This window comes from Streptomyces vulcanius (assembly GCF_042653945.1).
GTDB lineage: Bacteria > Actinomycetota > Actinomycetes > Streptomycetales > Streptomycetaceae > Streptomyces > Streptomyces mangrovi.
The window spans coordinates 52525-77217 of record NZ_JBHSFK010000010.1; the positions used below are offsets into that span (position 1 = coordinate 52525).

The window sequence follows — 24693 nt, forward strand, 5'->3', positions numbered from 1 at the left end:
CCGTGGCGCGCATCCCTCGTGCAGGTGAGTTGAGACCTCTTCGAAACATCGGTGCCTTGGCAGGCTCATACGTGCCAACACGCCACGTCTTGCCATGCAAGCGGTTAACTGCCTTGGTTTCTAAGCCAATTGAGCCCTTGTGACCTTGCAGAAACGTGCCTGTCAACGCGTGCATATGCGTCCGCCCTACCCCACCGGATGAGCCCTACTATCGGCTCGCCATGACAGCAGCAGGGAAGCACCAGGTGAGCCGCGCGGAAACCTCACGCCGAGGCAACCGGCCGGGCCGGGCGGGCATCAGGGACGTGGCCGCCGCCGCCGGAGTGTCCATTACGACCGTCTCCGACGCCCTCAACGGCAAGGGCAGGCTCCCCGATGCCACCCGACGCCATGTCCGCGAGGTCGCCGACCGACTGGGCTACCGCCCTTCGGCGGCGGCCCGAACCCTCCGTACCGGCAAGTCGGGCCTCATCGGCCTGACCGTGACGACGTACGGGGATGAACCTTTCACCTTCACCGAGTTCGCGTACTTCGCGGAGATGGCACGTGCCGCCACCTCGGCCGCGCTCGCCCGCGGCTACGCGCTCGTCATCCTCCCCGCGACCTCGCGCCACGACGTGTGGTCGAACGTCGCCCTGGACGGCACGGTCGTCATCGACCCGTCCGACCAGGATCCGGTGGTCAGCGAGCTCGTACGCCAGGGTTTACCCGTCGTCTCCGACGGCCGCCCGGCCGGCACCCTGCCGGTCACGGCGTGGGTCGACAACGACCACGAGGCCGCCGTCCTCGACATCCTCGACCACCTGGCCGACGCCGGCGCCCGCCGCATCGGCCTGCTGACGGGGACGACCACGGACACGTACACCCACCTCTCCACCACCGCCTACCTGCGCTGGTGCGAGCGGGTCGGGCAGGATCCGGTCTACGAGGCCTACCCCGCCCACGACCCGTGCGCGGGCGCCGTCGCCGCGGACCGTCTGCTCGCCCGCCCCGACCGTCCCGACGCGGTCTACGGCCTGTTCGATCCCAACGGCACGGATCTGCTCGCCGCCGCCCGCCGCTACGGGCTGCGGGTGCCGGAGGATCTCCTGCTGGTGTGCTGCAGCGAGTCCACGGTGTACGCCGCCACCGAGCCGCCGATCACCACGCTCTCGCTGAAACCGCGCCGAATCGGTACGGCGGTGGTGCAGCTCCTCATCGACGCGATCGAGGGCGTGGAGTCGGACTCGCCGGTCGAACAGGTGATACCGACCGAACTGATCGTGCGTACCTCTTCTCAGCGACGCCCACCACGCACGACGGTGAGCCCGCCTCGGACGCCGGAGAAGGGGTAGGGGCAGGGGCTCGTCGCCTAGGGGGCCGTCGCCTAGGGGGGCGTCCCCGAGGGGGCGTCCCCGAGGGGGCGTCGCCGCGAGGGGCCGTGGGGCGCGAGGGGCGCGCTCCACGGGAGGGGCAGAGGGTTGCTGGGCGGCGAATCGCCCTGGGGGATGGATGGAAGCCCGTCCAGAAGTGGTTCTCGGAGGCGGACGGCTTTCGGGATGCGGGCTCCTCGACGGTGGTGGAGCGGTGGTGGGCTCCTGTGGGAGGGCGCGGTATCGGCGACGAGGGGTTGTCCTCCCCCGGCTCTCAGGGCTCCCAGGGCTCCCAGCGCGCCTATGGCGGCCACAGGTCCGGCTCCGGTGCTGGGCAGCCCCTAGGGGAGCGAGTTTCCCGCCGTGGCGGGGAGGTCGGTCCTCTCGGCCGGTCCGGCAGTCGGGAGGAGCGCCCCTGGGAGGCCGCCCGAGCCGCCGCAGTCGGCACGGTGGCACCCTGCCGACACCCCGACCCACAGGCGCCGCCCGAGGCGCTCTGACGGCCACTCAGGCGGTTTCACCGGCCGCCCTCAGCCCCGGCGCTCAGCGGTCTCCTCGGGCGCCCTCCTCGCCATCTTCACGCCCCCCAGGCCATCTTCATGACCCCTCCCAGTCCCGCCCTGGAACGGGCGGCTGTCGCGGGCGGCGTGCGCAGGCTCCCCGGTGGGCTTGGCGGTGTGCGCCTCCGTCACCGAGGTCGGCCGCTCCCCCTGCCCCGTCGGCTCGGCCGTCCGCATCCGCCGCCCGTCACCGTCCCTCGCCCGGCCGACCGACCGAGGGGGGCGACAGCTCTTCCCCCGGCCCTCTCGGCCCCTCGGGCACCCGCATGCGCGCCCCGGGGTCGTAGGGTGAGGGTGTGTGCGGGGTGTGCACCAGGTGAGCGCGTGCTGCCGAAGCCCGGCCCAATCGGGGCGAAAGCCGCGACGATCTGAAGCCTTGCTCCGATTCACCACCCCTGGGTCGTCACACGGCGCGATCCGCATTCCTATGATGGGCCCACGGCACCGCGGGCCGCTGCGACCAGGCGGCCCGAAGAGTGCAGATGCGGCGCGATGGTGGAGGGGTCTGATGACTCAGGGGGCCGGTCAGGGACCCGAGGTGGAGCGCACGGCGACGGTGCGCGACTTCCGGGTACCCGCATACGTCCATGAGACCGGTTCGTACGACCACAGCGCGCATCCCGGCAACGTCGCGCCGCCCCTCGACGACCCCCTGGAGCACCCGGAGGGCTACACGCCCACGCAGCGCGACCTGCCCGTCATCAACCGGGGCGACACGCTCCAGGTGGCCGTCGAGCCGGCGCCCGCCACGGACCCGCAGCCCGTGACCGGCCCCGGCCCGCTGTTCGTCGTCGGCGACGTGCACGGCTATCTCGACGAGCTGACGGCCGCGCTGCAGGAGAAGGGCCTGATCGACACGGCCGGGCAGTGGTGCGCGGGCACCTCCCGGCTGTGGTTCCTCGGCGACTTCACCGACCGCGGCCCGGACGGCATCGGTGTCATCGACCTCGTGATGCGGCTGTCCGCCGAAGCCGCCGCGGCCGGCGGCTACTGCAAGGCCCTCATGGGCAACCACGAGCTGCTCCTGCTCGGCGCCAAGCGGTTCGGCGACACCCCCGTCAACTCCGGCGCGGGCACCGCCACCTTCCAGGCGGCCTGGCTGCTCAACGGCGGCCAGAAGCACGACATGGACCGCCTCCAGGACCACCACCTGCAGTGGATGGCACGCCTCGACGCCGTCGAGGAGGTCGACGGTCATCTGCTCGTCCACTCGGACACCACTGCCTACCTCGACTACGGCGACTCGATCGAGGCGGTCAACGACACCGTCCGGGAGACGATCACCCGCAACGACGCGGACGAGGTGTGGGATCTGTTCCGCAAGTTCACCAAGCGCTTCTCCTTCCGGGACGAGGGGGGAGCCGACGCCGTCCGTTCCCTGCTCGATACGTACGGAGGCACCCGCATCGTTCACGGACACAGCCCGATTCCCTATCTGCTGGGCGAAGTCGGCTCCGAGGAGGACGAGGACGAGGGCGGCCCGCACGTCGAAGGACCGCACGTCTACGCCGACGGACTGGCCATCGCGATGGACGGCGGCGTGACCATGGCCGGAAAACTGCTGGTCCAGCAACTGCCGCTGGACGCCTGAGCATTCGCGGCCGCGGAGTCCGGGCGGCTCCGACGGCGTGCCGGGACCGCCCCCGGCCCGGCCCCGGCCCGCTTCCTGCCTCGCCCCGGCCCGCCTCCTGCCCGCCGCTCGACCGGCCGACGACCTGGCAGGCCAGGGGCCAATTTCCGTAAACCCCCTGTCACCGCATGCCGTCGCCGCTCTACCATCGCCTTATCCGTAGCAGGCTCCCCTCCGTTTCTGCCCGACGGCTCGTTGGCATGCGAGCCCCAAGCCCTACGGAGCATCGGGGGATGCACATGAACAGCGTTCCGCAGCACCTGCTCAGTGAGGACCGCCAGGAATACGAGCGGATCCTCGACGAGGCGCTGCGCTCCGCACCACACCACCCGGAGCTCGCCGCTGTCGGACAGCGGCTCAACTCCGAACAACTGCGCACCATGGCGCTCAACGCCTCCGCCCTCATCACGGCGGCTGCGGCGGCCGAGTACCAGCACTACGTGAAGGTCCGCGAGGAACTGCGCCACCCGGCGCCGTCCACCCCGTCGTCCGCGCGCGCAACCGGCTTGAGCGAGCCGGGCGGGGGCACGATGGGGCTCGCCACCACCGTGGGGGAGGCGGCCCAGGTCGCCGAGGCCGCCGGCGCGGGCGCCATCGCCATCGCCGCCGTCCTCACCCCCGTCCTCGCCGGAACCGCCGCGGTGATCTTCCTGCTCGTCGGGTACCTCCTCAGGGCGGTCGAACCCGATCAGGCGGTCGCCCAGGCCATGCTCAACGTCGGATGGGCGTTCGGGGCCATCGCCGCTGCCGCGATCCTGGTCGCCACCGTCGGCCTGCTGCTCACCGCCCTGCGCAACCGTCCCTCCCTGGAGGGCGGACCGTACGGCGAACTGAGCGAGGAGGTGGTCCGGGCCAGGGACACCTGGCGAGAAGCCCTGCTGGAGCGCGGCATACTGCCGTTTCTGCGCGAGGCCCTCGCCGACCACGGTGCCGCGGCGACGCTGCGCCCGGAATCCGTCCCGCCGGCCTCGCCGGCCCCGACCGGCCGCCTTCCGAAGATCGGATACGACCGTCCGGGCTTCACCAGCCCCGACGGCGGCCCCCCTGCGGGCCCCCGCCCGAGCTACAGCAGCCCGGACTACTCCAGCCCGGACTTCGGCGGCCCGGACCACCAGCCGGAATAGGCCCTCGGCTTGCGCCCCCGGCCCCCGGACGCCTCCGGCGGCCCCTGAGCCTCCAGGACGCACCTGGAAGACCCAGGAACACTCCCGGGACACCCCGGGACGAAGGGAGCGCAAGCCGACCGCCGGTGGGACGGCCGAGCTGTGCCGTGCCGCCATGTTTCAGAGGATTCCGGCTCGGCCGGCCGCGGTGATCCAGGCCGGGAACTCCGAGAGCAGCCGGTCGTAGAGCTCCGGGTCCGGGACGGTGGCGATGTCGTCCACGGCGAAGAAGCCGACGTTGTCGACGCGGCGCCCGGGGAGTGTGTCGAACCTTTCCAGGACGCCGTAGTTGGCGCGGCCCAGCCCGACGAACTGCCAGAAGACCGGCTCCTCGACCGCCTCCCGCAGCTCCCGTTCGATCGCCGCGTCGCGGTAGACCCCTCCGTCGGAGAAGAACAGCACCAGAGTGGGCACGGCAGCGGGATTCTCCCGCACGTACGCGCGCACCTCGGCGATCGCCTTCTGCTCCTCGTTCTGGATACCGACCGTCCGCATGTCGACCTGCCCGGGCTCCATTCCCTTCCGTGGCTTCCTGCTCCGCCGGAACAGGCTGATCTCACCCCCGCGCACATGCAGCCGCAGCCACTCGGGGAGTTCACCCAGGCGAAGGTCGGGGAGTCGGGCGGCGTTGCTGGCGAAGGTCCAGGCCTGCATCTCGCCGTCGTCGTCCAACTGCGCCACCACGGCGGCCATACGCTCCACCACGTCCGCCACCACACCGCGCGAGTACAGGAACGCCATGGATCCGGAGGCGTCCAGCACGAGGACGACCCGGGCCCGGAGTCCTACGGCCCCGCGCTTGCTCAGACTGACGGCGACCTGCTCCTTGCGCAGGGAGAGCCGCTTCCGCATGTCCACGGGAAGCCGCTCCTCGCCCTTGGCCAGACGGGGACCGGACGGCGGAGCATCTGCGGACCCGACAGACCGACCGACCGCTTCGGGGCTCAACGGAACCTTCGCCGCACCGGCCGTCCCCACCGCCCCAGTCGTCCCTGCCGCCCCAGTCGTCCCCACCGCCTCCTCCAGATCCGCTGCCGCCGCAGCACCGGCCGTCCCCACCGTCCCCACCGCCTCCGCCGCATCCGTCGGCTCCGTCACCTCCTCGTCGACCGTGATACCGAAGTCCGTCGCCAGCCCGGCGAGACCGGCGGCATACCCCTGCCCGACCGCGCGGAACTTCCACCGCCCCTCGCGCAGGTACAACTCGCCGCCGATCAGCGCCGTCTCCGTCTCCGCCTGCATCTCGAAGCGGGCGATCTCGGAGTGCCCGTCCGCGTCGAGCAGCCTGAGTGTCAGGTCGGCCACCTGCCCGAAGGTGCCGCCGTCGGCCGACGCGCACACCACCACGCGTACGACGGCGCTCTCCAGCGAGCGAAGGTCCACCTGAACGGTGTCGGTCGGTCCGTGGGCGGTCGTCCGCCTGCCGAGGTGGGTCACGGCACCGGAGGCGTGACGCGGCTGGTTGTAGAAGACGAGGTCGCCGTCGTCACGCACCCGTCCCGCGGTGGTCAGCAGCAGCGCCGAGGCATCGACGTCGGGGCCGCCGCCCGCCTCGGACCAGCTGAGTTCGAGGCGGACGACAGGCAAGTCGACCGGCAGATTGGCACCCTTGCTCATGGTTCGCGCTGTCATGGGACCAGTCTGCCGAGTCGCACCGGATGTCGGTCCCCGGATGTCAGTCCCGGATGTCGGTCCCGGATGTCAGTCCGCCAGCGGCAGATACACCCGGTTCCCGCTTGCCGCGAACTCCTTCGACTTCTGGAGCATGCCCTCCGCGATCTCCTCCTGCGACGCTCCTTCGTCCGCCGCACCGCCGAACCGCTCGGTGATGGTCTGGCTGATCTTCATCGAACAGAACTTCGGCCCGCACATCGAGCAGAAGTGAGCCGTCTTGGCGGGCTCGGCCGGCAGCGTCTCGTCGTGGAAACGCCGTGCCGTGTCCGGATCGAGGGCCAGGTTGAACTGGTCCTCCCACCGGAACTCGAAGCGGGCGTCGGACAGCGCGTCGTCCCAGTCCTGCGCGCCGGGGTGCCCCTTGGCGACGTCGGCCGCATGCGCGGCGATCTTGTAGGTGATGACACCGGTCTTGACGTCGTCGCGGTTGGGCAGGCCCAGATGTTCCTTGGGCGTGACGTAGCAGAGCATCGCCGTGCCCCACCAGGCGATCATCGCGGCACCGATGCCGGAGGTGATGTGGTCGTAGGCCGGCGCGACGTCCGTCGTCAGCGGGCCGAGCGTATAGAACGGAGCTTCATCGCAGATCTCCTGCTGAAGGTCGATGTTCTCCTTGATCTTGTGCATCGGGACATGTCCCGGGCCCTCGATCATGGTCTGTACGTTGAAACGCTTGGCGATCGTGTTGAGTTCCCCGAGCGTGCGCAACTCCGCGAACTGCGCCTCGTCGTTGGCGTCGGCGATCGAGCCCGGCCGCAGGCCGTCGCCCAGCGAGTACGTGACGTCGTAGGCGGCGAGGATCTCGCAGAGTTCCTCGAAGTTCTCGTACAGGAACGACTCCTTGTGGTGTGCCAGGCACCAGGCCGCCATGATCGAGCCGCCACGCGAGACGATGCCGGTCTTGCGGTTCGCCGTCAGCGGCACATACGGCAGACGCACACCCGCGTGGACCGTCACGTAGTCCACGCCCTGCTCGGCCTGCTCGATCACCGTGTCCTTGTAGATCTCCCAGGTCAGTTCCTCGGCCTTGCCGTCGACCTTCTCCAGCGCCTGGTACAGCGGCACCGTCCCGATCGGCACGGGGGAGTTGCGCAGCACCCACTCGCGGGTGGTGTGGATATTGCGGCCGGTGGACAGGTCCATGACCGTGTCGGCGCCCCAGCGGGTCGCCCAGGTCATCTTCTCGACCTCCTCCTCGATGGAGGACGTCACCGCCGAGTTGCCGATGTTGGCGTTGACCTTCACCAGGAACCGCTTGCCGATGATCATCGGCTCGATCTCCGGGTGGTTGACGTTCGCCGGCAGCACCGCCCGTCCCGCGGCGATCTCCTCCCGCACGACCTCGGGGGAAACGTTCTCCCTGACGGCCACGTACTCCATCTCGGGTGTGACCTCCCCACGGCGCGCGTACGCGAGCTGTGTGACCGCCTGCCCGTCCCTGCTGCGGCGTGGCTGCCGGGGTCGTCCCGGGAAGACCGCGTCGAGGTTGCGGAGCCCTCCGCGCGGCGAGGTGTGCTTGATGCCGTCGTCCTCGGGACGGACGGGGCGGCCCGCGTACTCCTCGGTGTCACCGCGGGCGATGATCCAGTTCTCGCGCAACGGCGCCAGGCCCCTGCGTACGTCAGTGTCGACGAGCGGATCGGTGTACGGGCCGGAGGTGTCGTACAGCGTGACCGACCGTCCGTTGGTGAGATGCACCTGACGGACCGGCACACGCAGATCGGCGCGGGTGCCCTCGATGTATCCCTTGTGCCAGCCGATGGACTCCCCGGGATCCCCGGACACTCCGACCTCTTGGGACTTTTCGTCCTGAATGGAGGCAGGCGTGCGTGCGTCCTTGTTGGTCATGAGACCTACTCCCTACGCCGGCATTACCCGGTAACAGGTTCGGCGGTCGACGCAGCGGCTACCGCCTGCCGGTGTTTCATGTGAAACATCACTCACTCAATGACGTTCCACGTGAAACATCGCGAAGACGGAGGTCAGCGCCCTCTCAGCCCGGTGCTCCGAGCTCCCGCGTGTGCAAAGGTGGCTCCACGCTAGCGTCAATTCGGGCGCGGTGAACAGAGGGCCCCAAGCGTTCTTGCGATGATCGGGCGGTGACCACGACGAACCGTCCCCCGTACCCACCACCCGAGCCGCCCCGCAGACCGGGCGCCGGAAGCGGCCCCGGCAACCAGCCCGGCAACGGCCTGGGGAGCGCCCCCGGGAACCGACCTGGCCAGGGCCGCGGGGACAACCGCGACTTCGGTGGCGGGCACGACCACGAACAGGGTCCCGGATACGGCCGCGTTCCGTCGGAGCAGGGTTACGGCAGGACGCCGGGTGGTTCAGGGCAGGGCCGGGGTCAAGGACAGCCTCCGGAGCAACAGGGGCAGGGGCAGCGACCCGGGCCGGGGCCAGGCACCGGCCAGCGGCCCGGACAGCAGAGGTATCCCTTCGGGCCCGGTGCCGGCCCCGGTGACAAGCGGGGCCCGCAGACCGGGAGCGGTCATGGCGGCGGCTATGGGGACGGCTTCGGGAACGGCTTCGGTGAAGGCCACGATCACGGTCACGGTCGTGGCGGAGGCCAGGGTCACGGCGAAGGCCACGGTCCCGAGGATGATCAAGGTCGCGGTCACGGTGGCGGTCATGGGCAGGGTCACGGTCATGACAGCGGCGATGGTCACGGTGGAGGCCAGAGTCCGGGCTCCGGCCCCGATGGGGGCCACAACCCGGATGCCGGTGGAGGGCACGACTCCGGTGCCGGCGGAGGGCATGGCCACGGTCACAGCCACAGTCATGGTCCGGCCGCGCCGGTCTCGAAGCACCTGCGCAAGGTCATCGCGGCCATCCTCATCCCGTTCGGCGTTGCCGTGCTGGCCGGACTCGTGGTGCTGTGGCCGGGCGGCGCGCCGGCGCACGAACGCACCGGAGTCGGCTTCGACCGGCAGACCCAGCAGGCCACGGTCACCAAGGTCGTGAGCGTGAGCTGCTCGTCGGTGAACGCCTCGGGCGGCACGCCGACCGGCGACACCTCCACGGCCGAGGGCTCATCAGCCGAGCAGCAGGCGAACGGCACCTGCAAGAAGGCCACGATCCGCGTGGACACCGGCGACGACAAGGGCCGTACGTTCACCGAGATCGTCCAGCCGGACCAGTCACGGCAGTTGTACCAGGGCGAGAAGGTCGTGGTCGCCTACGAGCCCTCGGCGCCGAAGGACCTGCAGTACTCGGTCACCGACGTGAACCGCCGTGTCCCGATGACGGTGCTGGCCCTCATCTTCGCCGTCGCCGTCGTGGTCGTCGGGCGGCTGCGAGGTGTCATGGCCCTGGTGGCGCTGGCCATCAGCTTCATGATCCTGAACTTCTTCATCCTGCCCGCGATCCTGCAGGGCTCCAACCCGCTGCTCGTGGCCGTGGTGGGGGCGAGCGCCATCATGCTGATCGCGCTGTACCTGTGTCACGGCCTCTCGGCCAGAACGTCCGTCGCGGTGCTGGGCACCCTCATCTCTCTGATGCTGATCGGCTTTCTCGGATCCTGGTTCATCGACTGGGCCGCGCTGACCGGCAACACGGACGACAACACCGGCCTGATCCACGGCCTGTACCCGTCGATCGACATGAGCGGTCTGCTGCTGGCCGGCATCATCATCGGCTCGCTCGGTGTCCTCGACGACGTGACGGTCACCCAGACCTCAGCGGTCTGGGAACTGCACGAGGCCAACCCGGCGATGGGCTGGCGCGGGCTGTACCGGGCCGGCATCCGCATCGGCCGCGACCACATCGCGTCCGTCGTGAACACGCTCGTCCTCGCCTACGCCGGTGCCGCGCTGCCGCTGCTGCTGCTCTTCTCGATCGCGCAGAGCAGCGTCGGCGCGGTCGCCAACAGCGAGCTGGTCGCCGAGGAGATCGTGCGCACCCTGGTGGGCTCGATCGGCCTGGTGGCCTCGGTGCCGGTCACCACGGCCCTCGCCGCCCTCGTGGTCGCGGCCGACCGGCCGGACCCCGCGGCGGCGTCGGTGCCGGCCCCCGAGGCAGCTCCGGCGGGAGCCGCGGGAGTGGGCGCCGCTCCCCAGCCCCGGGGCGGCAAGGGCCGACGCCGCAAGCACTGAGGCGTACGGGTGTGCGGGCGCCCGTACGAGTTCCCACGACCGGAGCCCGCCCGTCACCCGCAGCGCCGCACCACCGCGTTGCCGCACCACCGCAGTGCTGACCACCGCAGTGCTGACCACCGCAGTGCTGACCACGGCGCCGTTGCATCAGCGCACCCCGCGCCGTCGCGCCGCAGGTATCACCCGAACCACTCCTTCGCCCGTATCACCCGCATCACATGCACCGCCCCGCCCGAGAAGAAGCGTTCCTGCTCAGGCCCACCCCGCGGCGAAGCCGGCCGCCGCCCTCGCCGCCGTCACCTCAGCCGGCGCTCTGCTCCTCCGCGAGGATCCGGTCCAGCGCCTCATCGAGGTGCGCGTCGAAGTCTGCGAGCGCACCCTCCTGGCCCAGCGGGACCAGCTTGTCGGTCCGGTCGAGGAACGCCACCAACGGGGCCGTCGAGGATCGGAACACCGCCTGGTCGCCGCCCACCTGAAGCCTGATCAGCACTTCCCCGAACGCGTCGGGATCCACGGGCGAGACCCGCACATCCCCCTCACCACACGGCCTGCCCACCCCGTCGATGAGCAGCTCGCGCCCGAAGGCCCAGGTCACCGGGGCATCACCGGGCAGATGAAAGGTGAGCCGTACGGCATAGGGATCGCACGACTCATAGCCCAGCTCCACCGGGATGCGGAACGAGAGCTCCTCGGACACGAGGAAGCTCATCATGACCTCTGCCTGCACTGCCTGCACGGACTCGCGCATCGCCTACCCCGTCACTTGCCGTTGATGGCCGGGAATCAACCCCTGATACTGCAGGCATCTTGCTGAACGTACATGGCAGATCACAAGGAGTAAGTTTTCAGATACTGATAGAGAGTGCGAGGGCCCCCAGCATCCGTCCGATCTCGCTCTGCAGCTCGCGCGCCGCCGGGAGCAGCCGGTCGACCTGATGGGCGGGCAGGGAGATGGCCATCGTCGCGACCGTGGCGCCCACGGTGATCGGGATCGCGGCGCAGACCGTGCCCAGTGCGTATTCCTGCCGCTCCACGAGCGGTTCCATGCGCCGCGTCCGCTCCAGGCGTCGCAGCAGGAGGCTGTCGTCACGCACGGTGTAGGGGGTGATCGCCTCCACCGGGTAGCGGTCCAGGTGGTCGCGGCGGGTCTCCTCGTCCAGCTGGGAGAGCAGGCACTGGCCGATGGCGTGCGCGTGCCCGGTCTCACGGAAGTCCGCCCATTCCTCGACCGCCGGATTGCCCGGGGTGTCGGAGACGCACATGATCTCGATCTCGCCCTCGCGGTACCGGGCGTAGTACACGGGGGCACCGATCGAATCCCGCCATTCGGCGAGGATGTCGGCGACCGTGCTGCGACGTTTCTGCGCCGCGCCGCTGCTCCCCAGCCGCTCGGCCGCCTCACCAAGGAAGAACAGGCCTTTGTCCCGGCGCAGATAGCCCTCGTGTACCAGGGTGCGCAGCAGGTGGTAGGCCGTGGGGAGGGCGAGTCCGGTCTCGCGGGCCAGTTGCTTGGCCGGAGACCCGTTCTCGTGCCCGGCGACGGTCTCCAGCAGACGCATCGCGCGCTGGACGGAGCCGATGAGCGTCGCCGCGGGGTGCGGGGGTTCGGGAGGGGCCGTGCCCGGCGGGCGCTGGAGCGGAGGCGCCGGGGAACGCGGCCGACCGGGCGGTGCTTGGGATTCCAGGGCGGCGGTGTCAACCAGGGGCAAGGGGGCACTCCCGGGGCGCGAGGGGGCGGTCCGTGCGGGGGAACACGGGAGGGGGTGTACGCCGCTCGCGGGATCGTCCCCGCGTCGGGTTCCGGACTCTAACCGTCCGCGACCGCCCGCGACCGGGCGCTCCGGAAAACTTCCCCCGGCCGAGGGAACCGGCGCTTCCTGTTACCGGTCATCGGCCCCCGCACCGCTCACCAGTCGCTGCGCGAGGAGGATCCCGCCATGAACTTCCGTACGACGTAGATCAGTCCGCCGACCAGTGCCACGAAGATCAGCACCTTGAACAGCAGCCAGATCACGAAGCCGACCACACTGGCTATCAGGCTGCCGAACACGACCAGAGCGATGACCGGCACCGCCACCCACTTCACCCACCACGGCAGTCCCGCGAAGATCTCTCGCATCGTTCTCGTCCTTGTCCTCGTCCGTCCGGAACTCCTGAAGGTCCGGATGCTTTTGGTGTCCTGCCGTCGATGCTAGGTCCACAAGGGGTGCCGGCGGGGGCCCCGCACCCCTTGTCCTCCCCTGACCGATCCCCTAGGGAACCCGGGGTGGCGGGGTCACGCCTCGGGTGGAGAGAAGATCACCATCACCCGGAGGTCCTCGCTGATGTGATGGAACTTGTGGGCGACCCCGGCCGGGACGTACACCACGCTGCCGCGCGCCACCTGAGTGGTCTCCATGCCGACGGTGATGGAGGCGCGTCCGCTCACGACGAAGTAGACCTCGTCCTGGTTGTGCGGATTCTGTGGATCATGTTCTCCGGCATCGAGCGCGTACAGTCCGACCGACATGTTCCGCTCCCGTAGGAACTGCAGGTAGGCGCCGTCATTGGCGGCTCGCTCCGCCTCCAGTTCGTCCAACCGGAATGCCTTCATCTTCTTGGTCCGCCTTCGCCCTGTTCTCGTTGCCGATCTCTCTGCCACGATCTGACACATGAAGAATTTCGTAGTCAAGACGATCGCCAACGCAGGTGCCCTGGCGGTCGCCGTCTGGCTGCTCGACAAGATCACTCTGACCGGTGACAGCACGGGCAAGAAGGTCGGCACCCTCATAGTCGTCGCGTTGCTCTTCGGCCTGGTGAACTTCCTGGTCAAGCCGATCGTGAAGGTACTGACCTTCCCGTTGTTCATCCTCACGCTCGGTCTGATCACCCTGGTGGTCAACGCCCTGATGCTCATGCTCACCTCGTGGCTGGCCGACAAGTTCGATGTGAGCTTCCACGTCGAAGGCTTCTGGACCGCGGTCCTGGGCGGCCTGATCATCTCCGTCGTCTCCTGGGCGCTCAACGTCGTCCTGCCCGACGGGGACTGAGTCCGCCATGACCTACCGCGTCTGCTTCGTCTGCACCGGCAACATCTGCCGCTCGCCGATGGCCGAGTCGGTCTTCCGCGCGCGCGTGGAGGAGGCCGGACTCGAGGGACGGGTCGAGGTCGACAGCGCCGGCACGGGCGACTGGCACGCGGGCGAGGGCGCCGATCCGCGCACCCTCTCCGTGCTCGAGGAGAACGGTTACTCCCTCGACCACACGGCCCGGGTGTTCGAGCCGTCGTGGTTCGCCCGGCTCGACCTCGTGATCGCCCTGGACAGCGGGCATCTCAAGGCCCTGCGCCGCCTCGCACCCACCAAGGAGGACGCCCGCAAGGTGCGCCTGCTGCGTTCGTACGCCCACCCTTCGACGAGTGCTTCGCACTCCCCTTCCGATCCGGCCCAGGACGACCTGGACGTCCCGGACCCCTATTACGGGGGCCGCAGCGGCTTCACGGAGTGCCTGGAGATGGTCGAGGAGGCGAGCACCGGCCTGCTCGCCGCGGTCCGCGAGGACCTGGAAGGACGGGTGACATGAGCGACCCCGCGACTGCCGGACGGCCCCATGGCGACTCCGGTGAGGGCACGCGCGCGGTGCGCGCCGGACTGCCCGAGCCGGTGAAGTACGAACCGACCCTCCCGGGCCCGGTGTTCGCCGCCCACTACCACCTGCCGGGCGAGCCCACGGGTCCGTACACCTACGGCCGCGACGACAACCCGACCTGGACCCTCCTGGAGCGCGCCATCGGCGAGCTGGAGGCACCGGGGCAGGACGGCGTCGAGACACTCGCGTTCGCCTCCGGCATGGCCGCGATCTCGTCCGTGCTCTTCTCCCAGCTGCGCAGCGGTGACATCGCCGTCCTGCCCGACGACGGCTATCAGGCGCTGCCCCTGGTCCGTGCGCAGTTGGAGGCGTACGGCATCGAGGTGCGGACCGCGCCGACCGGCGGCGACGCCCAACTCGGCGTCCTGGACGGCGCCCGGCTGCTGTGGATCGAGTCGCCGTCGAACCCCGGGCTCGACGTGTGCGACATCCGGCGGCTCGTCGAGGCGGCACACGCGCGTGGCGCTCTGGTGGCCGTCGACAACACCCTCGCGACCCCGCTGGGACAGCGACCGCTGGAGCTCGGCGCCGACTTCTCGGTGGCCAGCGGTACCAAGCAGCTCACCGGACACGGCGACGTCCTCCTGGGCTACGTCACCGGACGGGCCGGCGAGGCGATGACCGCCGTACGGCGCTGGCGGAAGATCGCCGGGGCGATTCCCGGGCCCATGGAGGCCTGGCTGGCCCATCGCTCGATCGCCACGCTGCACCTGCGCGTCGACCGGCAGGCCGCCAGTGCCCTGGCCGTCGCCCAGGCGCTGCGGGGGAGGCCCGAGGTGACCGGGCTGCGGTATCCGGGGCTGCCCGACGACCCGTCCCACAAGGTCGCCGAGCGGCAGATGCGGCGCTACGGCTGCGTGGTCTCCTTCGTGCTGCCCACGCGTGCGCGTGCCGAGCGTTTCCTCGGCGCCCTGCGGCTCGTGGACGACGCGACGAGCTTCGGCGGGGTGCGCTCCACCGCCGAGCGCCGGGGACGCTGGGGCGGTGACGCCGTCCCCGAGGGCTTCATCCGGCTGTCGGTCGGTGCCGAGGACCCCGAGGACCTGGTGGCCGATGTGCTGCGTGCGCTGCGGGAGTCGGCGCGGTGACCGCCTTACGGACGCCCGGACGGCGTCCCACCACGCATGACGGACGGTCCGAGCCTCCCCCCTCGTGGCTCGGACCGTCCTCGGTTCCGTGCACGAAGAACCGCGCGAACAAGGCTAGTTGACTCTGTGTCAGTGTCCAATCACAGTAGCGACAGGGACCTATCGACATATTTATGGTTGGGCCTGCCCCACAGCCGGGAGAGAGGCCGGGGAAAGGGGAGAACGCTTCATGGATCTGGCCTTGCTGCGCACGTTCGTGACCGTGCACCGGTCCGGCTCCTTCACTCGCGCCGCCGCCCTGCTGGGTCTGTCCCAGCCGGCCGTCACCTCCCAGATCCGCACGCTGGAACGGCAGCTGGGCCGCCCCCTGTTCCTGCGCCAGGCCCGCGGAGTCACCCCGACGACCATCGGGGACGAACTCGCGCACAAGGCCGCACCACATCTCGACGCCCTGGTCGAGATCGCCGAGACCGGTGTCGACGACGAGGCCGCGCTGGGGTCCCTGCACCTCGCCGGTCCCCCCGAGTTCACCGCCGAACGCGCCCTTCCCGCCCTCACCGGGCTGACCGGGGACGAAGGTCAGGGGCTCGCCCTGCGCGTCTCCTTCGGCAACACCGACGAAGTCCTGGAGGGGCTGGCGGCCGGCCACCACGACCTCGCCATCAGCACGGCCCGCCCACGCGGCGCCCTGCTCACGGCCACCCCACTGTGCGACGAGGAGCACGTCCTGGTCGCCGCCCCGCAGTGGGCGGAGCGGATCGACGCCGGGAAGCTGCGCCGCCGGGGCGCATCCGCGCTGGAGAAGCTCCCGGTCGTCGAGGTGCACGAGTCACTGCCCCTCGTCTCCCGCTACTGGGCGTCCGTCTTCGACTCCCGCCCCGCCGCCTCCGGCACGGTCATCGTCCCCGATCTGCGCGCGGTCCTCGCCTGTGCGATAGCGGGTGCCGGGCTCGCGGTCCTGCCCCGCTATCTGTGTGCGGCCGCCCTGGAGCAGGGGGACGTCGTCGCGCCGCACGAGCCGACCGTGCCACCGCTGCGGACATACGTCCTGGTGGTGCGGACCGGCACGCTGGCGATGCCGCATGTCGCGCGCGCCCACGAATGGCTGCTGGGGGCAGCCGCCGAGTGGTGCTGAACGGGCGCGGCGCATTGTTCACGGGGTGGACTCGGCCGGTGACGTTTCGCGATGTTTCACGTGGAACATGCGGGGCCACATTTCTCCCATGACCGTTCGACCCGTGGTCAAGCGCACCGCCCGTGCCGTCCTGCTGGACGGCGACTACCTGATCCTGATCAAACGCACCAAGCCCGGTGTGGATCCCTACTGGGTCACGCCCGGTGGCGGGGTCGAGCCGGATGACGCGACCGTCGTGCACGCCCTGCACCGCGAGGTGCACGAAGAACTCGGCGCGAAGATCACCGACGTGGTCCCCTGCTTCGTCGACACCGTCGAGCACATCGGCGACGACGGCGGTGCGACCGGCGTGAAGGTGCAGCATTTCTTCGTGTGCCAGTTGGAGTCCATGGACCCGGCCCTGCGGCACGGCCCCGAGATCGACGAGCCCGCCGGCGAGTACGAGATCGTCAGAGTGCCCTTCACACGGGTCGGCATCGCCTCGGTCCATCTCGTGCCGCTGTCCCTGCGGCACTACCTCGACGGCAACATCGAGGGCGTACGGGCCCTGCACGCGCCCGATCTGGAATGAGTTCGCCCGATATCAGCCGAGTCCCGCGAGGCCCCGGCCCGGGGTGAGCCGCCGACCGCCGGGGCGGCTTCCGCTCAGCTTCCGGCGGCGACGAGTTCCTCGACCGAGTCATGGCGTATCCGCTCGGCGGGGATGCCTACGCCACGCAGGGCGTCCACTCCCTTGCGGATCATGCCGGGCGGGCCGGAGACATAGGCGTCGTACTCGGTCCAGGGGCCGAAGGTCCGTATGGCATCGGGCAGCTGGAGCAGGCCGTTGCGGTCGACCACCGGGTGGACGTCCAGCCACGCGTGCGCCTGCTTGAGCCGGAGCATGGTGTCGATGTCATACAGGTCCCGGTCGCTGCGGGCGCCGTAGAACACCTCGACCTGGCGGCGCATGCCGTGCTCGGCGACGTCCTCGACCAGAGCCTTGATGGGGGCTATGCCGGTGCCGCCGCCCAGGCACAACAGCCCGCTGTTCCGGGTGTGGTCGACCGTCATCGTGCCGGCGGGCGGTCCGAGCCGTACGACGTCACCGGGACGGGCGCGGTGCACCAGGGCGTTGGAGACCCAGCCCGCCGGAATGGCCTTCACATGGAACGTCAGCAGCCCGTCGGAGCGCGGTGCCGAGGCGAAGGAGTAGTGCCGCCAGATCCTCGGCCACCACGGCGTCTCGAGGCTCGCGTACTGCCCGGCGAGGAACGGGTAGGGCTGGTCGGGGCGGAGCGTGAGGACGGCGACATCCGGAGTGCGCAGGTCGTGGGCGACGACCTCCGCGTGCCACCAGGCGGGGGCACGCAGTTCGTCGGCGGCGGCTGCGTCGATCATGACCTGGGAGATCGTGGTGTACGCCCGGACCCAGGCGGCCTCCGTCTCGCTGTCCCACACGGCGTCGGCGTACTTGCTCAACGCGCCGATGAGGCACTCCCCGACGGCCGGGTAGTGCTCGGCCCGGGTTCCGTACTTGCGGTGCCCGCGGCCGAGGTTCTGCAGGTACTCGACGAGAACCGGGGTGTTGTCGATGTGCTCGGCGGCGGTGAGCAGCGCCTTGAGCAGCCGGTCCCGCTGCGCGTCCATCGCGGGCGGGAAGAGCGGGCGCAGGTGCGGGTGGCGCACGAAGAGCATGGCGTAGAAGTACGACGTGACCTTGTCGGCCACCGACGCCACCTCGGCCATGGTCCGACGGATGAGAACAGCGTCCGGAGAAGCGTCCTGGGCGGGGGCGGGGGCAGGGCGCTGGGCGGGGACGACGGGATCGGCGGGCGGGTGCTGCGGTTCCCGGGCCGTGGGGCGGTCGGCGGGTCCAGGGGTCTGCGCGGACCCGCGCACCGCGGTGGCCGCATGCCGCTGCGCAGGCTGGTGGGCCTCGCCTGCCGTGGGCGGCTGCATGGGCCGTTGGAGTCCGGTGGCCGTGGGCTGCTGCATGGACGCGGCCGAGGCGCTCGTTCCGGAGGCGGGCGGGACGTTCGTCCGAGACATCGCGGGCGCTTGAGCCCGGAGGGGTATTCGGGGCTCGGCGGGGTGCTGGGGCTCGTCCGGCACGGGAGGCTGTCCGGTTGCCGGTTCGGCCGTCGCAGGCGCTGTCATCGGGCTGTACGGGCTCGCAGGGGCCTCTTCCGTGCCCTGTCCCGGCGCCGCGGCACTGCTCGGGCGGGAAGCTCCGCCGGCCGCAGCCGTGCCCCTTCCCACCGGGCGCAACGCGGCCAGGCGGCGGCCGTCCGATGTTCCCTGCTCGCCCCCGGCAGCCGGCTCCGGCTGTTTGCGCGGCGTGAACCAGCCGTCCCCTCCGCCGGACGTGCCGTTGTCGGCCGACTTGGTGGTCGGAGCGTCCATGGTGTGCCTCGCCTCGAACATCTTTCGGTCGGTCTGCGCACTTCCCGGCTCGGAAGGTGCCTGCTACCCCGCAGACGGCTTGCTTTTTGGTTCGGTTCCGCGCCGCCGATCCCCCGGCCACGCAACCGGAAATGCGGGTCTTCGGTCCCTCCGTCCCGTCGGGCTGCGTCGCCCTGTTCCCGGTCCGCACCGATTGTCTACGCCCCGGAGCGAACCGGAGTCGACCATACCGGCCGCCGCTGACCGCACAAGTCCCGGCTTCCCCTATCGCGACGCGGCCGAGGTCCGAAGCGCGGAATAGCCTCAACTACTGCGGTTGGCACACCAATTCGTAGGCATCCCATAGATCCTTCCCCGTGTAGGAATGGGTCGCGACGCTCACCAGCCGATGGTCCGCGTTGACCGCCACGGAGACCGGAACGGCTCCGAACAGGTCTTTGTCGGAGCCCGAATCGCCGTAGGCCACGCAATCGTCCCGGGTCAGACCGAACTCCGCGCACAGCCTGTCGGCGATCACCACCTTCGCCGCGGCATTGAGAACTCCCCCCGGATCCACGGGCTCGGTGAAAGGGATCGCGGGAAAACGGGACCCATGAGCCGCGTGAGCGCCCCAGCCCGTGAGCTTCTCCACGAAGAAGGAGGGTGACAGCGAGACAACCGCGCAGTACTCCCCCCTGCTTCTGATCTCCGCCCAGACCTCACGAATACGTGCCAGCCAGGGAGCGGCCTCGAACGCCGCAGCCACATGCTCCTCGGTGAGCCGGGTCCACAGCGCATGCACCTGTGCCGCGTACTCCGGCGGCCCGATCAGCCCCGAGGAGACCGCCCTCTCGAGCGCCATTGTCTCGGACACCAGGCCGAGTTGGCGTGAGATCTCCAACGGCGCGGTCGTCCCGTGCAGCAGCGTGCCGTCGAGGTCGAAGAGATGAAGTCTCGCCATAGGGCCGAGGCTAACGGGAAGTCCTGTCAGCTCCCTGACGGGACTTCCCGGCGCTCTCCGTGCGCCGCTGTTTCACGTGAAACAGCGGCCCTGTCATTGGTCATGACATGGCCAAAAGCACGCGCGTCCCCTGGGAAACCGGTGGACGTCGAGGACACCGGTCGGTCAGCCTGACCCGCGTGCCGACTCCTTCCCCCGCAGCTCTCCCCATCCGTCGTCTGACGCACCGCGATCTCGTCGCCTGTGCGGACTTGTCCGAGGACCGGGGGTGGCCACGCGAGGAACACAAGTGGAGCCTCCTCCTCTCCGCCGGCAAGGGATACGGCATCGACGCCCCCGAGGGAGGTCTGGTCAGCGCCTGTGTCGCCACCGAATACGGCCCCCACGACCGCCCGGCGCTCGGCGCCATCGGGATGATGCTGGTCGCCGAGCGCTACGCCCGGCAGGGCATCGGCCGTCGGCTGATGCGCCACGTCGTCTCCGTGATGGGCCCGACTCCGCTGACGCTGCACGCGACTCCGAACGGCAGGCCGCTGTACGAGGAGCTCGGCTTCAAGGCGACGGGACGGGCCGAGATGGTCCGCGGACGCTTCGACCCGGGTGCTGTCCGCGCCGGGGGGCTGTCTTCGGGGATCGTCACCCGGGCGGCCACGGCCGAGGACCTCACCGCGATCCTCCGGCTCGACGAGGAGGTGTTCGGCGTCGACCGTACCCATGTCATCACCCGGCTGCCCGCCTTCGCCGACCAGCTGCGGATCGCCGAGGACAACGGCCGGATCGTCGGATTCGCCGCTGCCTGGCCCAACATGGACACCCAGGTCGTGGGCCCGCTGATCGCCCGGGACACGGAGACCGCGAAGGAACTGCTGGCCTCCCTCGCCGCCCGCACCGACCGGCCGCTGCGGACCGACATCGACGTACGGCACGAGGAACTGCTGGCGTGGGTGAAGGAGCGGGGCCTGGCGCCCATCGCCTTCAATACCGTCATGACGTACGGGATCGCGGACCTGCCGGGCGACTGGAGCCGCCGCTTCGCACCGCTGACGGTGGCGGCCGGCTGAACCTGCCGCCGGCCGGCCCGCCTGCACGACCCGGATCACTCAGTGGCGGACCACCGGCATGCGCTCAGCGGGAGTTCCACCCGCGACAGTGGAGCCGGTGACGGTGGAGCCAGTGACAGTGGAGCCGGAGACGGTGGCGACACCGGCACGGCGTTCCATCGCAGCCGAGACGAGCGCGAGGACCAGGGCAGCCGCGGCGAGTGCGGCTCCGACCCAGTTCGGGGCGGTGTAGCCGAAGCCGGCGGCGATGACGAGCCCGCCGAGCCAGGCGGACAGCGCGTTGCCGAGGTTGAAGGCACCGATGTTCACCGCCGAGGCCAGCGTCGGGGCGTCGTGCGCCTGGTCGAGGACGCGCTTCTGGAGCGGCGGGACGGTGGCGAAGCCCAGGGCGCCGATCAGGGCGATCGTGAGGGCCGCGAGGACCTTGTTGTGGGCGGTGAGCGTGAAGAGCGCCAGAACGACCGCCAGGGCACCCAGGGAGACGTACAGCATCGGCATCAGGGCGCGGTCGGCGTACCTGCCGCCGACCAGGTTGCCGCCGACCATGCCGAGCCCGAACAGGACCAGCAGCCAGGTGACGGAGCCGTCCGCGAAGCCGGTGACGTGGGTCGTCATCGGCGCGATGTACGTGATGGCCGCGAAGACCCCGCCGAAGCCGAGGACGGTCATCGCCATGGCGAGCAGGACCTGGGCGTTCTTGAAGGCGGCCAGTTCGTGGCGCAGGTGCACGCCCTCGGGCCGCGGCATCTCGGGTACCAGCCCGGCGATGCCGGCCAGGCCCACGACACCGAGGGCGGCGACGACGGCGAAGGTGACGCGCCAGCCGAGATGTTGTCCGACGAGGGTGCCCAGGGGGACACCTACGACGTTGGCGACGGTCAGTCCGGTGAACATCATGGAGATGGCGCCGGCCTTGCGGTCCGGGGCGACCAGGTCGGCCGCGACGACCGAGCCGATACCGAAGAACGCGCCGTGCGCGAGCGAGGCGACCACGCGGCCGATCAGCATCACGGCGAAGGCCGGGGCGACGGCCGAGAGCAGATTGCCGACAACGAACAGGCACATCAGCAGCATCAGCATTCGCTTGCGGGAGACCTTGGCGCCGAGGACGGTCATCAGCGGGGCGCCGAGCAGCACTCCGAGCGCGTATCCGGTCACCAGGAGGCCGGCCGTCGGGATGGAGACCCCGAAGTCGCCCGCGACCTCGGGCAGCAGGCCCATGATCACGAATTCGGTCGTTCCGATGCCGAAGGCCCCGATCGCGAGGGCCAGAAGCGCGAGAGGCATGAAGTCGTACCTTCCAGAAGATTGCAGATGCGCTTTACGAGCTCACACAATAGTTGCAGACGCGGGTTATATGCAATCGCAGGCAATTGCGATGCTGCTCTATCCTTGGCGCCAACCGCTCCGGGACCGAGGAGAAGGACCATGACCGCGACGGACCCCGCACTCACCGCGCTCTCTCAGAGCTGGTGCGCCCTCTCCCTGCTGCACGGGCGGATCGAGGCCCATATCGAGCGAGCGCTCCAGAGCCGGCACGACCTGAGCGTGCGCGAGTACTCCCTGCTCGACGTGCTCAGCCGGCAGCACGAGGGTGACGGGGGCCATCTGCAGATGAAGCAGGTGGCGGACGCGGTCGTCCTCAGCCAGAGCGCCACCACCCGGCTGGTAACCCGTCTCGAGGACCGCGGCCTCCTCGAGCGCTACCTCTGCCCCACCGACCGACGAGGCATCTACACCAACGTCACCGACGCCGGCCTCAAGCTGCTCGACGAGGCCCGGCCGACCAACGACACTGCTCTGCGCGAGGCCCTCGACGAGGCCGCCAGGAACCCGGAACTGGCCCCTCTGGTACAGGTCGTGGAGTCATTCAAGGCACCCGCCGCCGCTTAGGGTGCCGCCATGGGAGATCTCGAAATCCGGGCCGCCGTCGCCGAGGACGTCCCCGCGATCGTGGCCATGCTCGCGGATGACCCCCTGGGCGCACAGCGCGAGTCGCCGGGCGACCTCACCCCGTATCTGGCCGCACTGGAGCGTCTCCAGGCCGATCCGAACCAGCGTCTCGTCGTCGCCGTCCGGGAGGGCCGCGTCGTGGGCACACTGCAACTGACGATCGTCCACGGACTGTGCCGTCGCGGGGCGACCCGGTCCATCATCGAGGGCGTCCGTGTGCATGCCGACGAGCGCGGCAGCGGCCTGGGCACACGATTCATCGAGTGGGCGATCGAGGAGTCCCGGCGGGCGGACTGCCAACTGGTACAGCTGACGTCCGACAAGGCCCGGACGGACGCCCACCGCTTCTACGAGCGACTGGGCTTCGAGGCCTCGCACGAGGGCTTCAAGCTCCAGCTCTGAACGCGGGTGCGCTCTGTTTCACGTGAAACAGAGCGCACCTCGAAGCCGTCAACCGATCCCGCGCCATCCCTCCGGGTCGATGCCACCGGGCACAGCAGCCCCCTCCTCGTACGGCTGACGCGTGAACACGAAGGACCCGAGGTCCAGGTGGTCCACGGTTCCGTCCGGCCGTCTTACGGCCTTCAGGAGCTCTCCGGCGAAGTACCCCTCCAGCCCCGTCCAGGTGCCGTCCCCGTTCGCGCGGAACCGTGAGTACCGACCGCCGCCGGCGAGGGACCCCAGAGAGACGAACCCGTCGGTCGTCACCCGCAGGACAGAGGCACTGGTCCCCCAGTACCACGGGCCCGCGAGTTCCACCACGGAAGGATCCGCCTCCCGCAGCGGTCGCCAGGGCTCGGGAATCCGTGGCTCGGCCTCCGCGACGATGCGTACGAGATCGGCGGCCACCCGGAAAGTCGGTGGGCCGGAGGTGCAGTTGGCGAGCACCACGGCGGCGACATCGTCCTCAAGGCCGACGAGAAGGGCCGCCACAAAGCCCGGCACCGATCCGGAGTGGCCCACGAGCAGCCGGCCGCCCTGGTGGAGGATCTGCATACCGAGCCCGTACGTGGCGCCGTCCGCGAGGTCGGCGGCCTCGGCCGGGGACGTCGGTGTCCCCATCTCCCGCAGGGTCTCCGCGCTCAGCACCCGGTCATCGCCTCGCATCAGGAAGGCGGCGAACCGCGCGAGGTCCCCGGTGGTGGACCAGAGCTGGCCGGCGGGGGCCAACCGCCCGTACTCCTCGGTGGGTTCGGGCTGCATGACGTCGGCCCAGGGATGCACCGCCCAGCCACCCGCCGCGGGGGCCTGCGGTCGGACGCTCGTGCGATCCAGCCCCAGAGGTTCGAGTACTTCACGTCGGAGTGCCTCCTCCCAGGACACACCGCGCAGCTCTTCGACGAGTGCGCCCAGAAGGGCGTATCCGGGGTTGGAGTAGTGATGACGGCGGCCTGCCGGATGCGGAACCGCCTGGTCACCGAGGACGTCGGCGAGTTCGGGCCGCAGCGAGCCCGGTGTCCGCTCCCACCAGGGACCGGGTGTCTCGGCCGCCAACCCGCCGGTGTGGGCGAGCAGTTGGGCGATGGTGATCTCCCCCGCGCCGGTGCCGGGCAGGTGCTTCTCCAGCGGATCCCCGAGGTCGAGCGCTCCCTCGTCACGCAGCCGCAGTACGAGAACGGCGGTGAAGGTCTTGGTGATCGACCCGATCCGGTACTGGACGTTCTCGTCCGGCGCGTGCCCGTCGACCGAGGTCCGCGCCCCGTGCCAGACGACCCGCCCGTCCCGCACGACGGCGGCGACCAGCGACGGGGCCCGCCCTTCGGACTGGGCCACGGCGATCCGGTGCAGCAGCGTGCGCCGGGTGCCCGGGAGCAGGTCTTCCTGAGGTGATGTCATGCGCCCAGTCCAGCCGACCACGCAGCCGGCGTCGACTTCATTTCACCGAGGACTGTAGGGTCTCGCCGCTCGTGACCTGTCGATCTTGCGTGACCTGGGCGTTCTTGGCTGTCCGGCGAGCCGAGATCGCGCACCGATGAGTTTTCCGCGCCGCGCTGGTCTATACGCCGGACGCCCACGAACGGAAGGCTGAGC

23 protein-coding genes are annotated in these 24693 nt (G+C 70.2%); 12 read left to right on the plus strand and 11 right to left on the minus strand.

Translation table 11 applies throughout. From position 1 onward, the window contains the following. The first annotated feature begins 221 nt into the window (after positions 1-221). From ACFPIH_RS16980 to ACFPIH_RS16990, 3 genes are all read left to right on the plus strand, one after another. Positions 222-1334 (plus strand): LacI family DNA-binding transcriptional regulator, encoded by a 1113-nt coding sequence (locus ACFPIH_RS16980; protein ID WP_381171197.1) that lies wholly within the window; start codon positions 222-224, stop codon positions 1332-1334. A 1086-nt stretch (positions 1335-2420) separates the two neighbouring features. Further along, positions 2421-3503: a metallophosphoesterase gene (locus ACFPIH_RS16985; protein WP_381171195.1), complete on the plus strand. Its 1083-nt coding sequence runs from the start codon at positions 2421-2423 to the stop codon at positions 3501-3503. Positions 3504-3775: 272 nt separating this feature from the next. Then, positions 3776-4666, plus strand: a complete 891-nt coding sequence (locus tag ACFPIH_RS16990) for a hypothetical protein (RefSeq protein ID WP_381171193.1) — start codon at positions 3776-3778, stop codon at positions 4664-4666. A 159-nt stretch (positions 4667-4825) separates the two neighbouring features. On the opposite strand, the gene ACFPIH_RS16995 is transcribed toward ACFPIH_RS16990, so the two are convergent. From ACFPIH_RS16995 to ACFPIH_RS17005, 3 genes are all read right to left on the minus strand, one after another. Then, on the minus strand, positions 4826-6337 hold the full coding sequence (locus ACFPIH_RS16995; protein ID WP_381171191.1) for a VWA domain-containing protein: 1512 nt from the start codon (positions 6335-6337) through the stop codon (positions 4826-4828). A gap of 69 nt (positions 6338-6406) precedes the next feature. Then, complete coding sequence (thiC, locus tag ACFPIH_RS17000; protein WP_381171189.1) at positions 6407-8227, minus strand: phosphomethylpyrimidine synthase ThiC; 1821 nt, start codon at positions 8225-8227, stop codon at positions 6407-6409. A gap of 482 nt (positions 8228-8709) precedes the next feature. Beyond that, entirely contained in the window at positions 8710-9162 is a 453-nt protein-coding gene (locus ACFPIH_RS17005; RefSeq protein ID WP_385877043.1) for a hypothetical protein, read from the minus strand. 72 nt (positions 9163-9234) lie between these two features. Here ACFPIH_RS17005 and ACFPIH_RS17010 point away from each other — a divergent pair, with 72 nt between their 5' ends. Next, positions 9235-10473 carry a YibE/F family protein gene (locus ACFPIH_RS17010; protein WP_381171185.1) on the plus strand — a complete coding sequence of 413 codons (1239 nt, stop codon included), beginning with the start codon at positions 9235-9237 and terminating at the stop codon, positions 10471-10473. A gap of 301 nt (positions 10474-10774) precedes the next feature. Here the strand turns inward: ACFPIH_RS17010 and ACFPIH_RS17015 are convergent, their stop codons facing one another. The 4 genes from ACFPIH_RS17015 to ACFPIH_RS17030 form a co-directional block, all read right to left on the minus strand. Beyond that, positions 10775-11221 carry an SsgA family sporulation/cell division regulator gene (locus tag ACFPIH_RS17015; RefSeq protein ID WP_381171183.1) on the minus strand — a complete coding sequence of 149 codons (447 nt, stop codon included), beginning with the start codon at positions 11219-11221 and terminating at the stop codon, positions 10775-10777. Positions 11222-11318: 97 nt separating this feature from the next. After that, the gene (locus tag ACFPIH_RS17020; protein WP_381171181.1) at positions 11319-12182 is read right to left on the minus strand and encodes an IclR family transcriptional regulator; all 864 of its coding nucleotides are present in this window, start codon (positions 12180-12182) and stop codon (positions 11319-11321) included. A 197-nt stretch (positions 12183-12379) separates the two neighbouring features. Then, positions 12380-12592: a DUF5326 family protein gene (locus ACFPIH_RS17025; RefSeq protein WP_381171179.1), complete on the minus strand. Its 213-nt coding sequence runs from the start codon at positions 12590-12592 to the stop codon at positions 12380-12382. Between the two features lie 156 nt (positions 12593-12748). After that, on the minus strand, positions 12749-13066 hold the full coding sequence (locus ACFPIH_RS17030) for a cupin domain-containing protein (protein ID WP_381171177.1): 318 nt from the start codon (positions 13064-13066) through the stop codon (positions 12749-12751). A gap of 58 nt (positions 13067-13124) precedes the next feature. Here ACFPIH_RS17030 and ACFPIH_RS17035 point away from each other — a divergent pair, with 58 nt between their 5' ends. The 5 genes from ACFPIH_RS17035 to ACFPIH_RS17055 all read left to right on the plus strand — a co-directional run bounded on the left by ACFPIH_RS17035 (position 13125) and on the right by ACFPIH_RS17055 (position 16894). Continuing rightward, a complete protein-coding gene (locus ACFPIH_RS17035) occupies positions 13125-13502 on the plus strand; it encodes a phage holin family protein (protein WP_381171175.1) in 378 nt (125 codons plus the stop codon). A gap of 7 nt (positions 13503-13509) precedes the next feature. Continuing rightward, on the plus strand, positions 13510-14034 hold the full coding sequence (locus ACFPIH_RS17040) for a low molecular weight protein-tyrosine-phosphatase (protein WP_381171173.1): 525 nt from the start codon (positions 13510-13512) through the stop codon (positions 14032-14034). Next, the gene (locus ACFPIH_RS17045; RefSeq protein ID WP_381171171.1) at positions 14031-15188 is read left to right on the plus strand and encodes a cystathionine gamma-lyase; all 1158 of its coding nucleotides are present in this window, start codon (positions 14031-14033) and stop codon (positions 15186-15188) included. The genes ACFPIH_RS17040 and ACFPIH_RS17045 overlap by 4 nt, the downstream gene beginning before the upstream one ends. Before the next feature lie 229 nt (positions 15189-15417). Continuing rightward, positions 15418-16323 (plus strand): LysR family transcriptional regulator, encoded by a 906-nt coding sequence (locus tag ACFPIH_RS17050; protein WP_381171169.1) that lies wholly within the window; start codon positions 15418-15420, stop codon positions 16321-16323. 88 nt (positions 16324-16411) lie between these two features. Beyond that, positions 16412-16894 (plus strand): NUDIX domain-containing protein, encoded by a 483-nt coding sequence (locus ACFPIH_RS17055; RefSeq protein WP_381171167.1) that lies wholly within the window; start codon positions 16412-16414, stop codon positions 16892-16894. Positions 16895-16968: 74 nt separating this feature from the next. Here ACFPIH_RS17055 and ACFPIH_RS17060 read toward each other — a convergent pair whose 3' ends face one another. Then, positions 16969-18729, minus strand: a complete 1761-nt coding sequence (locus tag ACFPIH_RS17060) for a globin domain-containing protein (RefSeq protein ID WP_381171165.1) — start codon at positions 18727-18729, stop codon at positions 16969-16971. Between the two features lie 286 nt (positions 18730-19015). Next, positions 19016-19648 carry an HAD family hydrolase gene (locus ACFPIH_RS17065; protein WP_381171163.1) on the minus strand — a complete coding sequence of 211 codons (633 nt, stop codon included), beginning with the start codon at positions 19646-19648 and terminating at the stop codon, positions 19016-19018. A 179-nt stretch (positions 19649-19827) separates the two neighbouring features. Between ACFPIH_RS17065 and ACFPIH_RS17070 the strand changes: the two genes are divergently transcribed. Beyond that, positions 19828-20709 (plus strand): GNAT family N-acetyltransferase, encoded by an 882-nt coding sequence (locus tag ACFPIH_RS17070; RefSeq protein ID WP_381171161.1) that lies wholly within the window; start codon positions 19828-19830, stop codon positions 20707-20709. A 39-nt stretch (positions 20710-20748) separates the two neighbouring features. Here ACFPIH_RS17070 and ACFPIH_RS17075 read toward each other — a convergent pair whose 3' ends face one another. After that, the gene (locus ACFPIH_RS17075) at positions 20749-21996 is read right to left on the minus strand and encodes an MFS transporter (RefSeq protein ID WP_381171158.1); all 1248 of its coding nucleotides are present in this window, start codon (positions 21994-21996) and stop codon (positions 20749-20751) included. A 141-nt stretch (positions 21997-22137) separates the two neighbouring features. Between ACFPIH_RS17075 and ACFPIH_RS17080 the strand changes: the two genes are divergently transcribed. Together ACFPIH_RS17080 and ACFPIH_RS17085 are read left to right on the plus strand one after the other, a co-directional pair. Further along, on the plus strand, positions 22138-22602 hold the full coding sequence (locus ACFPIH_RS17080) for a MarR family winged helix-turn-helix transcriptional regulator (protein ID WP_381171156.1): 465 nt from the start codon (positions 22138-22140) through the stop codon (positions 22600-22602). Positions 22603-22611: 9 nt separating this feature from the next. Beyond that, positions 22612-23064 (plus strand): GNAT family N-acetyltransferase, encoded by a 453-nt coding sequence (locus tag ACFPIH_RS17085; RefSeq protein ID WP_381171154.1) that lies wholly within the window; start codon positions 22612-22614, stop codon positions 23062-23064. Between the two features lie 48 nt (positions 23065-23112). Here the strand turns inward: ACFPIH_RS17085 and ACFPIH_RS17090 are convergent, their stop codons facing one another. Further along, positions 23113-24498: a serine hydrolase domain-containing protein gene (locus ACFPIH_RS17090; protein WP_381171152.1), complete on the minus strand. Its 1386-nt coding sequence runs from the start codon at positions 24496-24498 to the stop codon at positions 23113-23115. Between the last annotated feature and the right edge of the window lie 195 nt (positions 24499-24693).